This is a genomic window from Cupriavidus sp. C3SS-1 (assembly GCF_057073755.1).
On sequence record NZ_CP172699.1, the window covers coordinates 1,168,960 to 1,185,482 of the forward strand.

The 16,523-nt window shown below is 65.3% G+C and carries 18 protein-coding genes; 14 read left to right on the top strand and 4 right to left on the bottom strand.

Features of this window, described 5'->3' with window-relative positions; all coding sequences use genetic code 11:
• Positions 1–37: 37 nt before the first annotated feature.
• Entirely contained in the window at positions 38–682 is a 645-nt protein-coding gene (gene nth, locus ACIGJC_RS05435; RefSeq protein WP_483710997.1) for an endonuclease III, read from the bottom strand.
• On the bottom strand, positions 679–1,410 hold the full coding sequence (gene rsxB, locus ACIGJC_RS05440) for an electron transport complex subunit RsxB (protein WP_483710998.1): 732 nt from the start codon (positions 1,408–1,410) through the stop codon (positions 679–681). Before rsxB ends, nth begins: the two co-directional genes overlap by 4 nt.
• 207 nt (positions 1,411–1,617) lie before the next feature.
• Here rsxB and ACIGJC_RS05445 point away from each other — a divergent pair, with 207 nt between their 5' ends.
• Positions 1,618–2,250: a TetR/AcrR family transcriptional regulator gene (locus ACIGJC_RS05445; protein WP_483710999.1), complete on the top strand. Its 633-nt coding sequence runs from the start codon at positions 1,618–1,620 to the stop codon at positions 2,248–2,250.
• Positions 2,251–2,317: 67 nt separating this feature from the next.
• Here ACIGJC_RS05445 and ACIGJC_RS05450 read toward each other — a convergent pair whose 3' ends face one another.
• Both ACIGJC_RS05450 and ACIGJC_RS05455 read right to left on the bottom strand, forming a co-directional pair.
• Complete coding sequence (locus tag ACIGJC_RS05450) at positions 2,318–3,559, bottom strand: polyhydroxyalkanoate depolymerase (protein ID WP_483711000.1); 1,242 nt, start codon at positions 3,557–3,559, stop codon at positions 2,318–2,320.
• Between the two features lie 265 nt (positions 3,560–3,824).
• Entirely contained in the window at positions 3,825–5,021 is a 1,197-nt protein-coding gene (locus ACIGJC_RS05455; protein ID WP_483711001.1) for an amino acid aminotransferase, read from the bottom strand.
• Between the two features lie 174 nt (positions 5,022–5,195).
• Here ACIGJC_RS05455 and uvrB point away from each other — a divergent pair, with 174 nt between their 5' ends.
• From uvrB to hscA, 13 genes are all read left to right on the top strand, one after another.
• On the top strand, positions 5,196–7,283 hold the full coding sequence (gene uvrB / locus ACIGJC_RS05460) for an excinuclease ABC subunit UvrB (RefSeq protein WP_483711002.1): 2,088 nt from the start codon (positions 5,196–5,198) through the stop codon (positions 7,281–7,283).
• Positions 7,284–7,355: 72 nt separating this feature from the next.
• Complete coding sequence (locus tag ACIGJC_RS05465; RefSeq protein ID WP_483711003.1) at positions 7,356–7,655, top strand: putative quinol monooxygenase; 300 nt, start codon at positions 7,356–7,358, stop codon at positions 7,653–7,655.
• Positions 7,656–7,672: 17 nt separating this feature from the next.
• Positions 7,673–7,894: a hypothetical protein gene (locus ACIGJC_RS05470; protein ID WP_483711004.1), complete on the top strand. Its 222-nt coding sequence runs from the start codon at positions 7,673–7,675 to the stop codon at positions 7,892–7,894.
• 49 nt (positions 7,895–7,943) lie between these two features.
• The gene (locus ACIGJC_RS05475) at positions 7,944–8,183 is read left to right on the top strand and encodes a hypothetical protein (protein ID WP_483711005.1); all 240 of its coding nucleotides are present in this window, start codon (positions 7,944–7,946) and stop codon (positions 8,181–8,183) included.
• Positions 8,184–8,316: 133 nt separating this feature from the next.
• On the top strand, positions 8,317–8,808 hold the full coding sequence (locus tag ACIGJC_RS05480) for a low molecular weight protein-tyrosine-phosphatase (RefSeq protein ID WP_483711006.1): 492 nt from the start codon (positions 8,317–8,319) through the stop codon (positions 8,806–8,808).
• 28 nt (positions 8,809–8,836) lie between these two features.
• On the top strand, positions 8,837–10,954 hold the full coding sequence (locus ACIGJC_RS05485) for a site-specific recombinase (RefSeq protein ID WP_483711007.1): 2,118 nt from the start codon (positions 8,837–8,839) through the stop codon (positions 10,952–10,954).
• 93 nt (positions 10,955–11,047) lie between these two features.
• Positions 11,048–11,608, top strand: a complete 561-nt coding sequence (gene iscR, locus ACIGJC_RS05490) for a Fe-S cluster assembly transcriptional regulator IscR (protein ID WP_483711008.1) — start codon at positions 11,048–11,050, stop codon at positions 11,606–11,608.
• 61 nt (positions 11,609–11,669) lie between these two features.
• Positions 11,670–12,893 carry an IscS subfamily cysteine desulfurase gene (locus tag ACIGJC_RS05495; protein WP_483711469.1) on the top strand — a complete coding sequence of 408 codons (1,224 nt, stop codon included), beginning with the start codon at positions 11,670–11,672 and terminating at the stop codon, positions 12,891–12,893.
• A gap of 51 nt (positions 12,894–12,944) precedes the next feature.
• Positions 12,945–13,346 carry a Fe-S cluster assembly scaffold IscU gene (iscU, locus tag ACIGJC_RS05500; RefSeq protein ID WP_483711009.1) on the top strand — a complete coding sequence of 134 codons (402 nt, stop codon included), beginning with the start codon at positions 12,945–12,947 and terminating at the stop codon, positions 13,344–13,346.
• Positions 13,347–13,383: 37 nt separating this feature from the next.
• On the top strand, positions 13,384–13,704 hold the full coding sequence (iscA, locus tag ACIGJC_RS05505; RefSeq protein WP_483711010.1) for an iron-sulfur cluster assembly protein IscA: 321 nt from the start codon (positions 13,384–13,386) through the stop codon (positions 13,702–13,704).
• 21 nt (positions 13,705–13,725) lie between these two features.
• A complete protein-coding gene (locus ACIGJC_RS05510; protein ID WP_483711011.1) occupies positions 13,726–13,968 on the top strand; it encodes a DUF3565 domain-containing protein in 243 nt (80 codons plus the stop codon).
• Positions 13,969–14,019: 51 nt separating this feature from the next.
• Entirely contained in the window at positions 14,020–14,538 is a 519-nt protein-coding gene (gene hscB, locus ACIGJC_RS05515; RefSeq protein WP_483711012.1) for a Fe-S protein assembly co-chaperone HscB, read from the top strand.
• A gap of 97 nt (positions 14,539–14,635) precedes the next feature.
• A complete protein-coding gene (gene hscA, locus ACIGJC_RS05520; RefSeq protein WP_483711013.1) occupies positions 14,636–16,501 on the top strand; it encodes a Fe-S protein assembly chaperone HscA in 1,866 nt (621 codons plus the stop codon).
• Positions 16,502–16,523 lie beyond the last annotated feature (22 nt).

Consider the following 16,523-nt stretch of genomic DNA (forward strand, 5'->3'; position numbering starts at 1 on the left):
CCCGCCTTGGCGGGTCTTTTGCTTTGGGCGGCGACGCTTAGCCCCGCGGGGCCTCGGTCTTGTCGCGGAACTCGCACAAGGGTTCGATCACGCAGTGCCAGCACTCGGGCTTGCGCGCCTTGCACACGTAGCGGCCATGCAGGATCAGCCAGTGATGGGCATCGTGCAGGAACTCCCTGGGCACCACCTTGAGCAGCTTGTCCTCGACGATCTGCACGTTCTTGCCCGGGGCCAGCCCGGTCCGGTTGGCCACGCGGAAGATATGCGTGTCGACGGCAATGGTCGGCTCGCCGAACGCGGTGTTGAGCACCACGTTGGCGGTCTTGCGGCCGACGCCGGGCAGCGCCTCCAGTGCGGCGCGGTCCTGCGGCACCTTGCCGCCGTGCCGCTCGACCAGGATGCGGCAGGTCTCGATCACATGCTTCGCCTTGGTCTTGTAGAGGCCGATGGTCTTGATATACCCGATCAGTCCTTCCTCGCCGAGGTCGAGCATCTGCTGCGGGGTATGCGCCACCGGATACAGCCTGCGGGTGGCCTTGTTGACGCCGATATCCGTGGCCTGCGCCGACAGCAGCACGGCGATCAGCAGCTCGAACGGAGAACTGTATTCCAGCTCGGTGGCCGGAGCCGGGTTGACCTCGCGCAGGGTCTCGAACAGCGCACGGGACTTGGCTGCGTTCATGGTTTTGCTGGACTGGTGTTGTTGTCGTTGTCCGGGGCGATGTCCTTGCCGGGCCGGGCGGCGGCCTGCTGCTTCTGGCGCGCCCGTTCGATCGCCGCCTGGATGATGGCGCGCTTGCGTTCCTGCGCCGCGCGCTCGGTGTCCGACTGGGCAGCTTCGGCCTGCAATGCCTGCAGCTTGGCGGCGGCCTTGGCGGCGAGGCGGGCGTCGTTCTCCTCGCGCTCGCGCACCAGCCGCTGCTTGCGCGCGACGTAGCGTGCATGGGCGGCATCGGCCTGTTCCTGCGTCCAGGCGTCCCAGCCGGTGCGCTGGCCGGTGACGGGCACCATGTCGATGCAGTCGACCGGGCAGGGCGGCACGCAGAGATCGCAACCGGTGCAGAGTTCCGGAATGATGGTGTGCATCTGCTTGGCGGCGCCGGCGATGGCGTCGACCGGGCAGGCCTGGATGCACAGCGTGCAGCCGATGCACAGGCTTTCGTCGATGCGCGCCACGGCGCGAGGCTGCTCGGCGCCGCGTTCCGGGTCGAGCGGCAGCGGCTCGGTGCCGAGCAGCGCGGACAGGCGGCGGATTCCCTCCGCGCCGCCGGGCGGGCAGCGGTTGCTGGCGGCTTCGCCGCTGGCCATGGCTTCGGCGTACGGACGGCAACCGTTGAAGCCGCACTTGGTGCACTGGGTTTGCGGCAGCAGCGCCTCGAGGCGGTCTGCGAGGGTGTGGGAGGAACTCACGACAACAGCAAGAATGGCGGGAAGGGGAAACGTTCGCGGCGACGGCGGGCTGCCGGCGGAATCGCGCGCCGGCCTCTGCGGGCCATGCGCCGCACGGATTATCCCCGATTTCGCGATCGGGCAAAACCGGCCATCATGCGCGACGGCCAGCCGGCCAGAAGCGCGCACGGCTGTGCCATAATCCGCGCAAACATCGACCCTTACCCCATGTCAAACGAGACCAGAACCAAACGGGACCCAGAGGGCACGCGCCGCCGCATCCTGGCGGCGGCCACGGAGGAATTTGCCAAGGGCGGCCTGGCCGGCGCCCGCGTCGACCAGATCGCGCGCCGCGCCGAGACCAACGAGCGCATGCTGTATTACTACTACGGCAGCAAGGAAGGGCTCTTCCTTGCCGTGCTGGAGAAGCAGTACGCGGAGTTCAGGGCTGCGGAGGAGCAGCTGCACATCACGGACGAAGACCCGGTTGCGGCAGTCCGCACGCTGGCCCGCTTCGTCTGGGACTGGTACTACCAGCACCCCGAGTTCATCCGGCTCGTCAACAGCGAAAACCTGCACGAGGCGCGCCACCTGAAGAAGTCGGCGCACCTGCATCAACTCGTCAATCCGATCGTCAACGTGCTGGCGGACATCATCCGTCGCGGCCAGCAGCAGGGGCTGTTCCGCGACAACGTCGATGTCCCGCAGTTCTACCTGACCATCTCGGCGCTGGGCTATTACGTGCTGTCGAACTGCTACACGATCAGCGCGGTGATCGGCCGTGACGTCGCCTCGCAGGACGAGCACGAGCGGTTTGCCGACCTGCACACGGAGATGCTGCTGAGCTACCTGCGGCGCTGAGTCCGCCGCGCGCCTTCAAATGAATAACGCCCGCAACTGCGGGCGTTATTGCATGGCAGCGTACCGGTTACCGGTACTTGCGGATGAAGTCGCGCAACTGCGGATAGATCTCATCGCGCCAGCGGCGGCCGGAGAAAATCCCGTAGTGGCCGCACTTGGTCGCGGACAGGTGATGCTTGTCCGCGTCCGCGATGCCAGCACACAGATCGTGCGCGGCGGCAGTCTGGCCGGCGCCCGAGATGTCGTCGAGCTCGCCTTCCACTGTCAGCAGCGCGGTGCCCTTGATGTCCTGCGGGCGCACCGGATCGCCGTCGATGGCCCAGGTGCCGTTGGCCAGCCTGAATTCCTGGAAGACTTCGCGGATCGTGTCGAGGTAGTACTCGGCCGCCATGTCGAGCACGGCGTTGTACTCATCGTAGAAGCGCACGTGCGCTTCCGCGTCGTCGGCATCGCCCTGGAGCAGGCTCAGGTAATAGTCATAGTGCGACGACAGGTGACGGTCCGGATTCATCGCCACGAAGCCGGCATGCTGCAGGAAGCCGGGATAGACGCGGCGGCCATGGCCCGGGTAGTTGGCCGGAACGGTGTAGATGACATTGTTCTCGAACCACTCGTACGACTTGTTGGTCGCCAGCGAATTGACCGCGGTCGGGCTCTTGCGGGCATCGATCGGGCCACCCATCATCGTCATGGTCCGTGGCGTCTTCTCGCCGGCCGAGGCCATCAGCGAGATCGCCGCCAGCACGGGTACCGTCGGCTGGCACACCGAAATGACGTGCAGCTTGTCCGCGCCGATGTGACGGATGAACTCCTGGATGTAATGGATATAGTCCGACAGGTGGAACGGACCATGTTCAGCCGGCACCATGCGGGCATCGACCCAGTCGGTCACATAGACCTTGTGGTCCTGCAGCAAAGTGCGCACGGTATCGCGCAGCAGCGTGGCATGGTGGCCCGACAGCGGCGCGGCCACCAGGACCACGGGCTCGTCCTTCAGCAGCTTGATGGTGTCCGGATCGTCGGCATAGCGCTTGAAGCGGACCAGCTTGCAGAACGGCTTTTCCAGAATGGTCTGCTCGACAATTGGGATGTCGCGGCCATTCGAGCGTACCGACCTGATGTCAAACGCTGGCTTCTCGTATTCCTTGCCGAGCCTGTACAGGAGCTCATATCCGGCTGCCAGGCGGGGTGCGCCGGGAACCAGGGACAACGGGCTGAGGGGATTGGTGAAAGTCTTGGCGGTCGCCTGTGCCCACGCGGTCAGCGGGTGCAGCATCGAACGCTGGAACTCATGCAGTTGATAGAGCATGGCGGTCTGGCCTGGTAATACGACGTCTTTCTGGAGGGGCACTATCGTGGACTTGCGTGCTGATTATGCACGCAACCAAACGATCGTGCCGTGCAGCATATACCCTAAGGTACGGCGGCAATGGGAAAAGACAATAGCCCAAAGGCCTTAATTCCGCATGACAAAACGGCATGACAAAAGAAAAAGGCAGCCGTAGCTGCCTTTTTTTGTTGCACGCACCGTGCCAGGACTGTCGGCATGCCAACAGTACCCGACATTGCGGCGTTTACAGCACTGCGGCGATCGCGTCGACCACGGCGTCGATATTACGGCTGTTCAGCGCGGCCACGCAGATGCGGCCGGTGCCGACGGCGTAGATGCCGTGCTCGTTGCGCAGGCGGTCCACTTGCGCCGAGGTCAGGCCCGAGTACGAGAACATGCCGCGCTGCGACTTCACGAACGAGAAGTCGGTCTTCACGCCCTTGGCGGCCAGCTTGTCGACCAGCGCGTGGCGCATCAGCTTGATGCGGTCGCGCATTTCGGCCAGTTCCTGCTCCCACATGGCGCGCAGTTCGGGGCTGTTCAGCACGGTGGCGACCACGGTGCCGCCGTGCGTCGGCGGGTTCGAGTAGTTGGTGCGGATCACGCGCTTGACTTGCGACAGCACGCGCTGGGCTTCTTCCTTGCTGGTGGTGACGATCGACAGGGCGCCGACGCGCTCGCCGTACAGCGAGAAGCTCTTCGAGAACGAGCTCGACACGAAGAAGGGCAGGCCGGACTCTGCAAACAGGCGCACGGCAGCGCCGTCCGGGTCGATGCCATCGGCAAAGCCTTGGTAGGCCATGTCCAGGAACGGGATCAGGTTGCGTTCCTTGATCACCGCGACCACTTGCTTCCACTGCTCGGCCGACAGGTCGACGCCGGTCGGGTTGTGGCAGCAGGCGTGCAGCACGACGATGGTGTTGGCCGCGTACGACTTCAGCGATTCCAGCATGCCGGCGAAGTTCAGGCCGTGGCTGGGCGCGTCGTAGTAGGCATAGTTCACCACGTCGAAGCCGGCCGATTCGAACAGGGCACGATGGTTTTCCCAGCTCGGGTCGCTGATGGCGACCTTGGAGGCCGGGTACAGGCGCTTCAGGAAGTCGGCGCCGATCTTCAGTGCGCCGGTGCCGCCCAGTGCCTGGGCCGTCACAACGCGGCCTTCGGTGATCAGCGGCGATTCCTTGCCGAACAGCAGCGACTGCACGGCCTGGTCATAGGCGGCGATGCCTTCGATCGGCAGGTAGCCGCGCGGCGTGGCGGTCGTCAGGCGCGCCTTTTCCGCTTCCTGCACGGCACGCAGCAGGGGAATCTTCCCTTCGTCGGTGAAGTACACGCCAACGCCCAGATTCACCTTGGTGGCGCGGGTATCGGCATTGAAAGCTTCATTCAGGCCCAGGATCGGGTCGCGCGGGGCCATCTCGACGGCAGAAAACAAACTCATTTGGACTCTCGTGGTCGGCAATGTAAGAAAACGGGAAGGCGTAGAATGCTTCGGACTGCGCTGGGGGGCGTGCGGCAGACCTGCTTGCTGGCGTTGACGGCTTGAAGCGGGCTGTGCAACCCCAAGATTCTAGCGTATCCGCCCCCTTTTCTCAGGTTTTTCCCCTAGCCGCCTATGTCAAACCTTGCCGAAGTTGCGCCGGCCCTGGACGAAGACAAGATCGTTACTTTTCCGGGCTCGCCGTTCCAGCTCTACCAGCCGTTCCCGCCGGCCGGCGACCAGCCCGAGGCGATCCGGCAACTGGTGGAGGGGGTTGACGATGGCTTGTCGTTCCAGACGCTGCTTGGGGTGACAGGCTCGGGCAAGACCTACACCATGGCCAACGTGATCGCCCGCATGGGGCGTCCGGCCATCGTTTTTGCGCCCAACAAGACGCTGGCGGCACAGCTGTATTCCGAGTTCCGCGAGTTCTTCCCACGCAATGCCGTCGAGTACTTCGTCAGCTACTACGACTACTACCAGCCCGAGGCCTACGTCCCGCAGCGCGACCTGTTTATCGAGAAGGATTCGTCGATCAACGAGCACATCGAGCAGATGCGCCTGTCGGCCACCAAGAGCCTGCTGGAGCGCCGCGACACGGTGATCGTCGCGACGGTGTCGGCCATCTACGGTATCGGCAACCCGAGCGAATACCACCAGATGATCCTCACGCTGCGCGCCGGCGACAAGGTCAGCCAGCGCGACGTGATCGCGCGGCTGATCGCCATGCAATACACGCGCAACGAGACCGATTTCCAGCGCGGCACGTTTCGCGTGCGTGGCGATACCATCGACATCTTCCCCGCGGAACACGCCGAGATGGCAGTGCGGCTGGAGATGTTCGACGACGAAGTCGAGTCCCTGCAGTTCTTCGATCCGCTTACCGGCCGCGTGCGCCAGAAGATCCCGCGCTTCACGGTCTATCCGTCCAGCCACTATGTGACGCCGCGCGAAACCGTGCTGCGCGCGATCGAGAACATCAAGTCCGAGCTGCGGGAGCGGCTCGAGTTCTTCCACAAGGAAGGCAAGCTGGTGGAGGCCCAGCGGCTGGAGCAGCGCACGCGCTTTGACCTGGAGATGCTGTCCGAGCTGGGCTTCTGCAAGGGCATCGAGAACTACTCGCGCCACCTGTCGGGGGCGAAACCGGGCGATCCGCCGCCGACGCTGGTCGACTACCTGCCGCCGGACGCGCTGATGTTCCTCGATGAATCCCACGTGCTGATCGGCCAGCTCAACGGCATGTACAACGGCGACCGCGCGCGCAAGACCACGCTGGTCGAGTACGGCTTCCGGCTGCCGTCGGCGCTGGACAACCGGCCGCTCAAGTTCGGCGAGTTCGAGCGCAAGATGCGGCAGGTGATGTTCGTTTCCGCCACGCCGGCCCAGTTCGAGCAAGAGCATGCGGGGCAGGTGGTGGAGCAGGTGGTGCGCCCGACCGGGCTGGTCGATCCGACCATCATCGTGCGCCCGGCGGGGACGCAGGTGGATGACCTGCTGTCCGAGATCCGCCTGCGCGTGGAGGCCGGCGAGCGCGTGCTGGTGACCACGCTGACCAAGCGCATGGCCGAGCAGCTGACCGAGTTCATGTCGGAAAACGGCGTCAAGGTGCGTTACCTGCACTCGGACATCGACACCGTGGAGCGCGTGGAAATCATTCGCGACCTGCGCCTTGGCACCTTCGACGTGCTGGTGGGCATCAACCTGCTGCGCGAAGGGCTGGATATCCCGGAGGTGTCGCTGGTGGCCATCCTCGACGCGGACAAGGAAGGTTTCCTGCGTGCCGAGCGTTCGCTGATCCAGACCATTGGCCGCGCGGCGAGAAACGTGAACGGCACGGCGATCCTGTACGCCGATCGCATGACGGATTCGATGCGGCGCGCCATCGATGAAACTGAGCGCCGCCGCGCCAAGCAGATGGCCTTCAACGAGGCCAACGGCATTACGCCGCGCGGCGTGGTCAAGCGGATCAAGGACATCATCGACGGTGTCTACGATGCCGGCGAGGTCAAGGCCGAACTGCAGGCGGCGCAGGAGCGCGCCCGCTACGAGGACATGAGCGAGAAGCAGGTTTCCAAGGAGATCAAGCGCCTTGAAAAGCTCATGATGGATCACGCCAAGAATCTCGAATTCGAAAAGGCGGCGCAGGTGCGCGACCAGCTCGCCAAGCTCAAGGCGCAGCTGTTCGGCGCCAGCGGCGACGAGGCGCTGCAGCCGCCGGTGTAGCGCTTTCGCGGCGCGACAGGGCTGCGTGCTGGCCTATAGTGAAAAGCGTCTCGCCAGATTAGGAGATGTGCCATGGTCAAGCTAGCGCTGTGGGTGCCGCTCGAAGCCGTGCCCGGGAAGGAAGCCGAAGTGGAGCAGTTCCTGAAAGCCGGCTTGCCGGTGGTCGAGCAGGAGGCTGGCACCACGGCCTGGTTCGCGCTGCGGCTGGGGCCATCGCGGTTTGGCATCTTCGATGCCTTTCCCGACGAGGCTTCGCGCGATGCGCATCTGGCCGGCAAGGTGGCGGCAGCGCTGATCGCCCGGGCGCCGGAACTGTTCGTTGGTGCGCCCCCGATTCAGAAGATCGAAGTCCTGGCAGCCAAGCTGCCGTGAACGCGCTGGAGTCCGACATGGAACGGCAGTTCGAATATGGTGGCTATACGGTGGTCGCGAGCGCGGTTCCGGAAGCGGGTGGCGGCTTTGCCGCGCAGCTGAGGATTGCCGATGCATTCGGCGAACCTTCGGGCCCGACTTTCGAGGCGCTGGCCGGCAAGGCGCCGACGCCCGAAGCCGCGGTCGCCATGGCCGAAGCCGCCGCCATGCGCGCCATCGACGCCGGCGAGGTCAACTAGCCCTGCACGACACAGCCCGCCGGCACGCCTATCATTCCTGGAGACCGTTATGGCCGAAATCGGCGAATGGAAGAAGAAGGTCTACGAAACCCATGAAGTGCAGGTCCAGGTACGGCTGCGCTCGCAAAGCGAGTGGGAATACACCGTCCGCGCCTGTCGTGCTGGCTGCAATATCCGGGCCGCGTCGACGCTGGTTGAAAAATCCCTGATCACCGACCACTACAAGTCTGCCGAAGCCGCGGAAATCGCCGGCTTTGCGCACGGAGAGCGGCTGGCCAAACGGCTCTAGCCGCCTGCCGCTGGCCGGTGGCGCTAAAATCGCGCCCTTCGCAGTCAAGGCCTCCATGTAGTACGACGAGCCGGTGCTTTGCGCCGGCTGGTGCTGCGTGCGTGGCGCTTCGCCCATTCCGAGGCAGAATGCCATGAAGAAATTCGCCATCCTGATGTGCTGCATGGGCAATATCTGCCGTTCGCCCACGGCGGAAGGCGTCTTGCGCGCCAAACTCGCCGCGGCAGGGCTTGCGGATCTGGTCGAACTCGATTCGGCCGGCACCCATGAGTACCACCTGGGCCGCGCGCCGGACCCGCGAACCCAGCGCCACGCGCAGCGGCGCGGCTATGACCTGTCTGCGCTGCGGGCCCGCAAGGTCGTCTTGCCGGACTTCTCGCGTTTCGACCTGGTGCTGGCCATGGACCAGGACAATCTCGAACGCCTGTCAGCCTTGTGCCCGCAGGCCGATGCGCAGCAATTGCGGCTGCTGATGAGCTTTGCCACCCATCACGACGCGCACGAGGTGCCCGACCCGTACTACGGCGAGGGCGACGGCTTCGAGCGCGTGCTCGACTACGTCGAAGATGCCTGCGATGGCATCGTCGACATGCTGCGCCAGCGTCTGCGCGACGCATCCGCTTGAGCCGTTGCGCCATCCCCTGTGAGAATTCATGCTTCGAACCCTGTTCCGGAAATGGCGCGAGTCGCGCAATGCCAGCCTTCAACTCGACGCCATCCTGACGGCGGCGGATCCTGATGCGCCGCTGGCGGACCGCAACCGATGGCTGATCGAACTGGGCTTCTGGATCCGTCGCGACGGCATGGCAGGCGTGGAGGTCGATGGCGGCGAAGGCCCCGCGCGCGGCACCGGCAGCTTTCGCGAACATGTGCGCATGCGCTACCTGCTGCAGGTGCTCGAGCGGCATGCCAGCTGGGCCGAACGGTTTGGTGCCACGGTGCGCAGCATCGTGCGCGACAACGATCCCACGGCACTGTTCTGCGACACGGGTGTGGCTTCCCACCCGGGCTTCGTCAGCGAGATGGTTCACCGCCTGCAGGCGCGCTTCCTGCCGCCGCCGCCCAACCGCAGCGATATGGCGGCGCTGTTCGCGCTGCTGTTTGTCGGGCAGCACGATGCCGATTGGGTGGAAGCCCTGGATGACGAACTGCTCGCCAGACTGGCGCGCGTGCTGCGCGCGGACCCGGCTGACGACAAGCACCCCGCAGCCGGTGCGCAGGCGATGGCCCGCTACTGGGCAGCGCTCGAGCACATGCTGATCACCAGCATCGCCGTGCTGGTCAGCCAGGTTCGTGCCACCGGCCTGAGCCAGTCGGTGCGCTCGCGGCTGCGCGGCAGGGTGGAAGACACGCCGTTCTACCCGCTCGACAGCGCCATCCAGGCATTGTGCGAGCCTGGACTGACCCATGCTGACGAGGCCTTCGGCCAGCGCCTCAATTATTTTCGTGGGCTGCTGGACGGTTGCCACGCCGCCGCGCTTCAGGTCTATGCGGATCTGGAAGAGAACGGGGTTTCGGTCGAGGTCGTGTTCCAGATCGAGCGCATGAAGGTCCAGCTCGCACGTATCGAGTTGCTTCTCGCTGCATGGGTCGAGCCGTGGCGTCCGGGCATGCATGCGCACCTGGTGGCGGAACTGATCCGCTCCACGCAGGCACGCCGCAGCGTGTCCGACCTGGCCGGCGCGTCATTCGCGCAACTGGCGCGCCGCGTGGTGGAGCGCTCGGCCGAGACCGGCGAGCACTACATTACGCGCGACCGCAAGGAATATGGCGAACTGATGCGCGCGGCGGCCGGTGGCGGGCTGATCACCGTTGCCACCGTGTACCTGAAGTTCCTGATCTACGGCCTGCACCTGGACAAGTTCATCGAAGGGCTGCTCGCCTCGCTCAATTACGCGGGCAGCTTTCTTGTCATCCACTTCGCGCATTTCACGCTGGCCACGAAGCAGCCTGCCATGACCGGGCCAGCGCTGGCACACCGGCTCGATGCAGCCGGGCGGCCGGAAGGGCGCGAGATATTCGTCGATGATACGATCGCGATGATCCGGTCCAATGCGGCCGCGATCTTCGGCAATCTGGCGGTGGTGTTTCCCGTCGCGCTGGCGATCCAGTGGCTGGCCAACAAGATCCTCGGCGCCAACCTGATTACGCCGGCAAAGGCCATTGCCACCATCGAATCGTTCTCGATCCTGGGGCCGACCCCCATTTATGCGGTTTTCACCGGCGTGCTGCTGTGGCTGTCGAGCCTGATTGCGGGTTGGGCCGACAACTGGTTCGCGCTGCACAAGGTGCACGACGTCATGGCCCATCACCGCCGCCTGCGCTATGTGCTGGGCGAGCGCGGGGCGCAGCGGTTCGCGGATTTCTGGAAGCGCAATATGTCAGGCATCAGCGCCAATGTGTCGCTGGGTTTGCTGCTGGGGCTGGGCCCGGAAATCCTGAGCTTCTTCGGCCCCCATATGGAAGTGCGTCACGTAACGCTTTCGACGGGGTCCGTGGGCACCGCGCTAGGCGTGTTGGGCCTTGATGCGCTGCGGCTGCCTTCGCTATGGCTCGCGGTGGCGGGCATCGCGCTGATGGGCGTGCTGAACGTGGCGGTGAGCTTTGCGCTGGCCTTCAATATGGCGCTGCGGTCGCGCCACCTGAAGCGGGTGGATCGGGCTGACCTCAGCGCGGCCGTGCGGCGCCGCATCCTGAGGCACCCGATGTCGCTGATCGTGCCGCCCCGGACGGCAGGCGCGGAGCCGGTCGCCGGAAGCCGTGGCGCATGATGCGGTGCCGTAGGGGTAGTTGACTGAATTAGTCGGGTACCTTTATACTTGACGGAAACGATCAAGTATTTGCCCTGCAATTAGCCCTGCATCATGAGACTGACCACCAAAGGCCGCTTTGCGGTCACTGCGATGATCGACCTGGCCATGCGCCAGGACCAGGGACCCGTCACGCTCGCGGGCATCAGCCAGCGGCAAAAGATCTCGCTGTCCTACCTGGAACAGCTGTTCGGCAAACTGCGCCGGCATGAGATCGTCGAAAGCGTGCGCGGCCCGGGCGGTGGCTACAGCCTCGCGCGCAAGGCGGAAGACGTCACCGTGGCGGACATCATCATCGCCGTGGACGAGCCGCTCGATGCCACCCAGTGCGGTGGAAAGGGCAATTGTAACGGAGATGACGGCTCCGGGCGTTGCATGACCCATGAACTGTGGGCGACGCTGAACCAGAAGATGGTCGAATACCTCGACTCCGTCTCCCTCAAAAACCTCGTGGACCAGCAGCGCGCCAAGCAGCCGGCTGTCCTGCACGACATGCGCGAAGATGCGGCCGTGCAGCAGGCGGCACCCGCCGCGCGCGGCAAGCCGGACAAGGCAGCTGAGAAGCCGGTCCGCGCCCGGGTGGTGAATTCGGTTTTCAGCCTGGCGCAGTCCTGAAGCGCCCGGCAGGCAAGCAGCGAAACGAAAGATCAGCGGTCCCCCTGAACAAAAGGCAGTCATAACGATGAGCACCCCACATTTCCCCATCTACATGGATTACTCGGCCACCACGCCGGTGGACCCGCGCGTGGCGGACAAGATGATTCCGTACCTGCGCGAGCAGTTCGGCAATCCCGCGTCGCGCAGCCACGCCTATGGCTGGGATGCGGAGCGTGCGGTGGAAGAGGCGCGTGAACAGGTAGCCGCGCTGGTCGGCGCGGATCCGCGCGAAATCGTGTGGACGTCCGGGGCGACCGAATCGAACAACCTGGCGATCAAGGGCGCCGCGAATTTCTATTCGGGCAAGGGCAAGCACCTCATCACGGTGAAGACCGAGCACAAGGCCGTGCTCGACACCACGCGTGAACTGGAGCGCCAGGGCTTCGAGGTGACCTACCTCGACGTGAAGGAAGACGGCCTGGTCGACATCGAAGTTTTCAAGCAGGCGCTGCGCCCGGACACGATCCTGGTGTCGGTGATGCTGGTGAACAACGAGATCGGCGTGATCCAGGACGTCGAGCAGATCGGCGCGATCTGCCGCGAGAAGGGCATCATTTTCCATTGCGACGCCGCGCAGGCGACAGGCAAGGTGCAGATCGACCTGAACACGCTGAAGTGCGACCTGATGTCGTTCTCGGCCCACAAGACCTACGGCCCGAAGGGCATCGGCGCGCTGTACGTGCGCCGCAAGCCGCGCGTGCGCATCGAAGCGCAGATGCACGGCGGCGGCCATGAGAGGGGCATGCGCTCGGGCACGCTGGCCACGCACCAGATCGTCGGCATGGGCGAAGCCTTCCGCATCGCGCGCGAGGAAATGGCGACCGAGAACGAGCGTATCCGCATGCTGCGCGACCGCCTGTGGAACGGCCTGAAGGGGATGGAAGAGGTCTACCTGAACGGCAGCCTCGAACACCGCGTGCCGCACAACCTGAACGTCAGCTTCAACTTCGTCGAAGGCGAGTCGCTGATCATGGCGATCAAGGAGATTGCGGTGTCGTCGGGCTCCGCCTGCACCTCGGCCTCGCTGGAGCCCTCGTACGTGCTGCGCGCGCTGGGCCGCAACGACGAACTCGCGCACAGCTCGATCCGCTTCACGGTGGGCCGCTTCACCACCGAGCAGGAAATCGACTTCACCGTCGAACTGCTCAAGAACAAGATCGGCAAGCTGCGCGACCTGTCGCCGCTGTGGGAAATGTTCAAGGACGGCGTCGACCTGAATTCGATCCAGTGGGCCGCGCACTGAGCGCCGCCCGCCAGCACGACCCCATAAAAGATTAAGCACGAGGTAAGCAAAATGTCATACAGCACCAAGGTTCTTGACCACTATGAAAACCCCCGCAACGTCGGTTCCTTCGATAAGGGCGACGACACCGTGGGTACCGGCATGGTCGGCGCTCCGGCTTGCGGCGACGTGATGAAGCTACAGATCAAGGTGAACGAGTCCGGCGTGATCGAAGACGCGAAGTTCAAGACCTACGGCTGCGGCTCGGCCATTGCCTCGTCCTCGCTCGTGACCGAGTGGGTGAAGGGCAAGACCGTCGACCAGGCGCTGGAGATCAAGAACACGCAGATCGCCGAAGAACTGGCGCTGCCGCCGGTGAAGATCCACTGCTCGATCCTGGCCGAGGACGCGATCAAGGCCGCCGTCGAGGACTACAAGAAGAAGCACCCGGGCGCCGACCAGAAGGCCGCCTGAGTGGCTTGAGTTCCGAACGCAGAAGGAAGACGCAACGATGATCACGATGACCGAGAAGGCCGCCAGGCACGTGGCCCGTTACCTGGAACGCCGCGGCAAGGGCGTGGGCCTGCGCCTTGGCGTGAAGACCACGGGCTGCTCGGGCCTGGCCTACAAGCTTGAATACGTGGACGAGCTGCACCCGGAAGACCAGGTGTTCGAAACCCATGGCCTCAAGATCATTGTCGATGCCAAGAGCCTGCCGTACATCGACGGCACCGAACTCGACTACGCGCGCGAAGGGTTGAACGAAGGTTTCCGCTTCAACAACCCGAATGTGAAGGACGAGTGCGGCTGCGGCGAGTCCTTCACGGTCTGAGCGCGGCGCGGACGGGACCGGATGGAACGCTGCATCGTCGGCTTCCACCGGGACGAGGAAGGCGACTGGGTCGCCGAACTCGATTGCGGGCACGGGCAGCACATGCGCCACAATCCGCCCTGGCAACTGCGGCCGTGGACGACCACGGAGCAGGGCAGGGCAGCCCGGCTTGGCGCAACCGTGAACTGCCTGAAATGCGATCGCAACGAACCGCCGGCTGACTGGGCGCGGGCACCTGAACAGGGCCGCACGCGCGGCGGTTGACGTGAATGCACAAGGGGGCGGCGCGACCGCTCCTTTTTGTTGGGGAAGCTGTTGAAAGACGATTTTTTTGCGCTGTTCGGCTTGCCGGTGCAGTTCGGCGTGGATGAGGCGGCGCTCGATGCCGCATACCGGACCGTGCAGTCGCAGGCGCATCCGGACCGCTTCGCCAATGCCGGCGAGGCCGAGCGGCGCGTGGCGATGCAGTGGGCCGCGCACGCCAACGAGGCCTACCGCACGCTGCGCCAGCCGCTCAAGCGCGCGATCTACCTGCTGGGACTGCGCGGCGTGGACGTGCAGGCGGAGAACAACACCGCCATGTCGCCCGCGTTCCTGATGCAGCAGATGGAATGGCGCGAGGACTTGCAGGACGCCGTCGAGTCTCGTGGTATCGAACGCCTGGATGGCCTGCTGCGCGCGCTGCGCCAGGAAAAGCGCGAGCGGCATGCGGCGCTTGGCGCGCTGCTCGACGCCGGCGACAACGAGGCGGCGGGCGCGGCGGTACGGCAGCTGATGTTCATCGAGAAGATCGAACACGACACCAGCGAGGCGATCGACCGGCTGGAAGAGTAGTCCCGGCACGTTTGGCGGGGCCATGTGACAATGGCGCCCGTCGCGAAAGCCGCCTGCGCGGCAGTCACCCTCGCGCACGAGAAAGCGAAGAAACATCATGGCACTGCTCCAGATTTCCGAACCCGGCATGTCGCCGGCGCCCCACCAACGCCGGCTGGCCGTTGGCATCGACCTTGGTACCACCAACTCGCTGGTGGCGGCGGTGCGCAACAGCATCCCCGAAGTCCTGGCCGACGATCGCGGCCGCGCGCTGCTGCCCTCGGTGGTGCGCTACCTGCCGGACCGCACCACGCATATCGGCTACCGCGCCCAGGACGAGGCGGTGCGCGACCCGAAGAACACCGTCGTTTCGGTCAAGCGCTTCATGGGCCGTGGCCTGAAGGACGTGGCCCACAACGAGCACAGCCCCTACGATTTCGTCGATGCGCCCGGCATGGTGCAGATCAAGACCGTCGCCGGCGTGAAGAGCCCCGTGGAAGTCTCGGCCGAGATCCTGGCGACCCTGCGCCAGCGCGCCGAGGACTCGCTCGGCGACGACCTGGTCGGCGCCGTCATCACCGTGCCGGCCTACTTCGACGAAGCCCAGCGCCAGGCCACCAAGGACGCCGCGCGCCTGGCCGGCCTGGAAGTGCTGCGCCTGCTCAACGAGCCCACCGCGGCGGCGATCGCCTACGGCCTGGACAACGCGTCCGAAGGGATCTACGCGGTCTATGACCTCGGCGGCGGCACCTTCGATATCTCCATCCTGAAGCTGACCAAGGGCGTATTCGAAGTCCTGTCGACCGGCGGCGATTCCGCGCTGGGGGGCGACGATTTCGATCAGCGCCTGCTGTGCTGGATCGTCGAGCAGGCCGGCCTGCAGCCGTTGTCGGCGCAGGACACCCGCCTGCTGATGGTGCGCGCTCGCGCGGCCAAGGAGGCCCTGTCGGAGAGCGACAGCACGGTGATCGACGCCGTGCTCGATTCCGGCGAGATCGTGCACCTGATGCTGACCGACGAGGTCTTCAACACCATTACCGCGCACCTCGTGCAGAAGACGCTGGCGCCGGTGCGCAAGTCGCTGCGCGATGCGGGCGTGGCGCCGGACGAAGTCCAGGGCGTCGTGCTGGTTGGCGGGGCCACGCGCATGCCGGCCATCCGCAAGGCGGTGGGCGACTTCTTTGGCCAGCCACCGCTGACCAATCTCGATCCGGACCGTGTCGTCGCGCTCGGCGCCGCCATGCAGGCCAACCTGCTGGCGGGCAACCATGCGCCGGGCGAGGACTGGCTGCTGCTGGACGTGATTCCGCTGTCGCTCGGCGTGGAAACCATGGGCGGCCTGGTGGAGAAGATCATCCCGCGCAACAGCACCATCCCCGTGGCGCGCGCGCAGGAGTTCACCACCTTCAAGGACGGCCAGACCGCCATGGCGATCCACGTGCTGCAGGGCGAGCGCGAACTGGCCAGCGACTGCCGTTCGCTGGCGCGCTTCGAACTGCGCGGCATCCCGCCGATGGTGGCCGGTGCGGCGCGCATCCGCGTGACCTACCAGGTCGACGCCGACGGGCTGCTGTCGGTCACCGCGCGTGAAACGCATTCGGGCGTGGAGTCGTCGGTCACCGTGAAGCCGTCGTATGGCCTGGCCGACGACGACATTGCGCGCATGCTGCAGGAAGGCTTCCGCGAAGCGGAGCACGACATGAAGAGCCGCGCGCTGGCCGAGGAACGCGTCGAGGCCGACCGCCTGGTCGAAGCCACCACGCGCGCGCTGCAGACCGACGGCGACCTGCTGTCCGCCGACGAACGTACCGCGGTCGAGGCGCTGATTGCCTCGGTGCGCGACATTGCCACCGGCGAGGATCACCACGCCATCAAGGCCGCGGTCGAGACACTGTCGCGCGGCACCGACGAATTCGCCGCCCGCCGCATGGACCGCTCGATCAAGAGCGCGCTGGCCGGGCGCAAGGTGCAGGAACTCGGCTGATCACCGGCCCTCGCATCGCCAA

Excerpts from the sequence above, each read along its gene's own strand:
- nth (WP_483710997.1), bottom strand. The coding sequence starts at position 682 with ATGAACGCAGCCAAGTCCCGTGCGCTGTTCGAGACCCTGCGCGAGGTC.
- ACIGJC_RS05445 (WP_483710999.1), top strand. The coding sequence starts at position 1,618 with ATGTCAAACGAGACCAGAACCAAACGGGACCCAGAGGGCACGCGCCGC.
- ACIGJC_RS05450 (WP_483711000.1), bottom strand. The coding sequence starts at position 3,559 with ATGCTCTATCAACTGCATGAGTTCCAGCGTTCGATGCTGCACCCGCTG.
- ACIGJC_RS05455 (WP_483711001.1), bottom strand. The coding sequence starts at position 5,021 with ATGAGTTTGTTTTCTGCCGTCGAGATGGCCCCGCGCGACCCGATCCTG.
- uvrB (WP_483711002.1), top strand. The coding sequence starts at position 5,196 with ATGTCAAACCTTGCCGAAGTTGCGCCGGCCCTGGACGAAGACAAGATC.
- ACIGJC_RS05465 (WP_483711003.1), top strand. The coding sequence starts at position 7,356 with ATGGTCAAGCTAGCGCTGTGGGTGCCGCTCGAAGCCGTGCCCGGGAAG.
- ACIGJC_RS05470 (WP_483711004.1), top strand. The coding sequence starts at position 7,673 with ATGGAACGGCAGTTCGAATATGGTGGCTATACGGTGGTCGCGAGCGCG.
- ACIGJC_RS05475 (WP_483711005.1), top strand. The coding sequence starts at position 7,944 with ATGGCCGAAATCGGCGAATGGAAGAAGAAGGTCTACGAAACCCATGAA.
- ACIGJC_RS05480 (WP_483711006.1), top strand. The coding sequence starts at position 8,317 with ATGAAGAAATTCGCCATCCTGATGTGCTGCATGGGCAATATCTGCCGT.
- ACIGJC_RS05485 (WP_483711007.1), top strand. The coding sequence starts at position 8,837 with ATGCTTCGAACCCTGTTCCGGAAATGGCGCGAGTCGCGCAATGCCAGC.
- iscR (WP_483711008.1), top strand. The coding sequence starts at position 11,048 with ATGAGACTGACCACCAAAGGCCGCTTTGCGGTCACTGCGATGATCGAC.
- iscU (WP_483711009.1), top strand. The coding sequence starts at position 12,945 with ATGTCATACAGCACCAAGGTTCTTGACCACTATGAAAACCCCCGCAAC.
- iscA (WP_483711010.1), top strand. The coding sequence starts at position 13,384 with ATGATCACGATGACCGAGAAGGCCGCCAGGCACGTGGCCCGTTACCTG.
- ACIGJC_RS05510 (WP_483711011.1), top strand. The coding sequence starts at position 13,726 with ATGGAACGCTGCATCGTCGGCTTCCACCGGGACGAGGAAGGCGACTGG.
- hscA (WP_483711013.1), top strand. The coding sequence starts at position 14,636 with ATGGCACTGCTCCAGATTTCCGAACCCGGCATGTCGCCGGCGCCCCAC.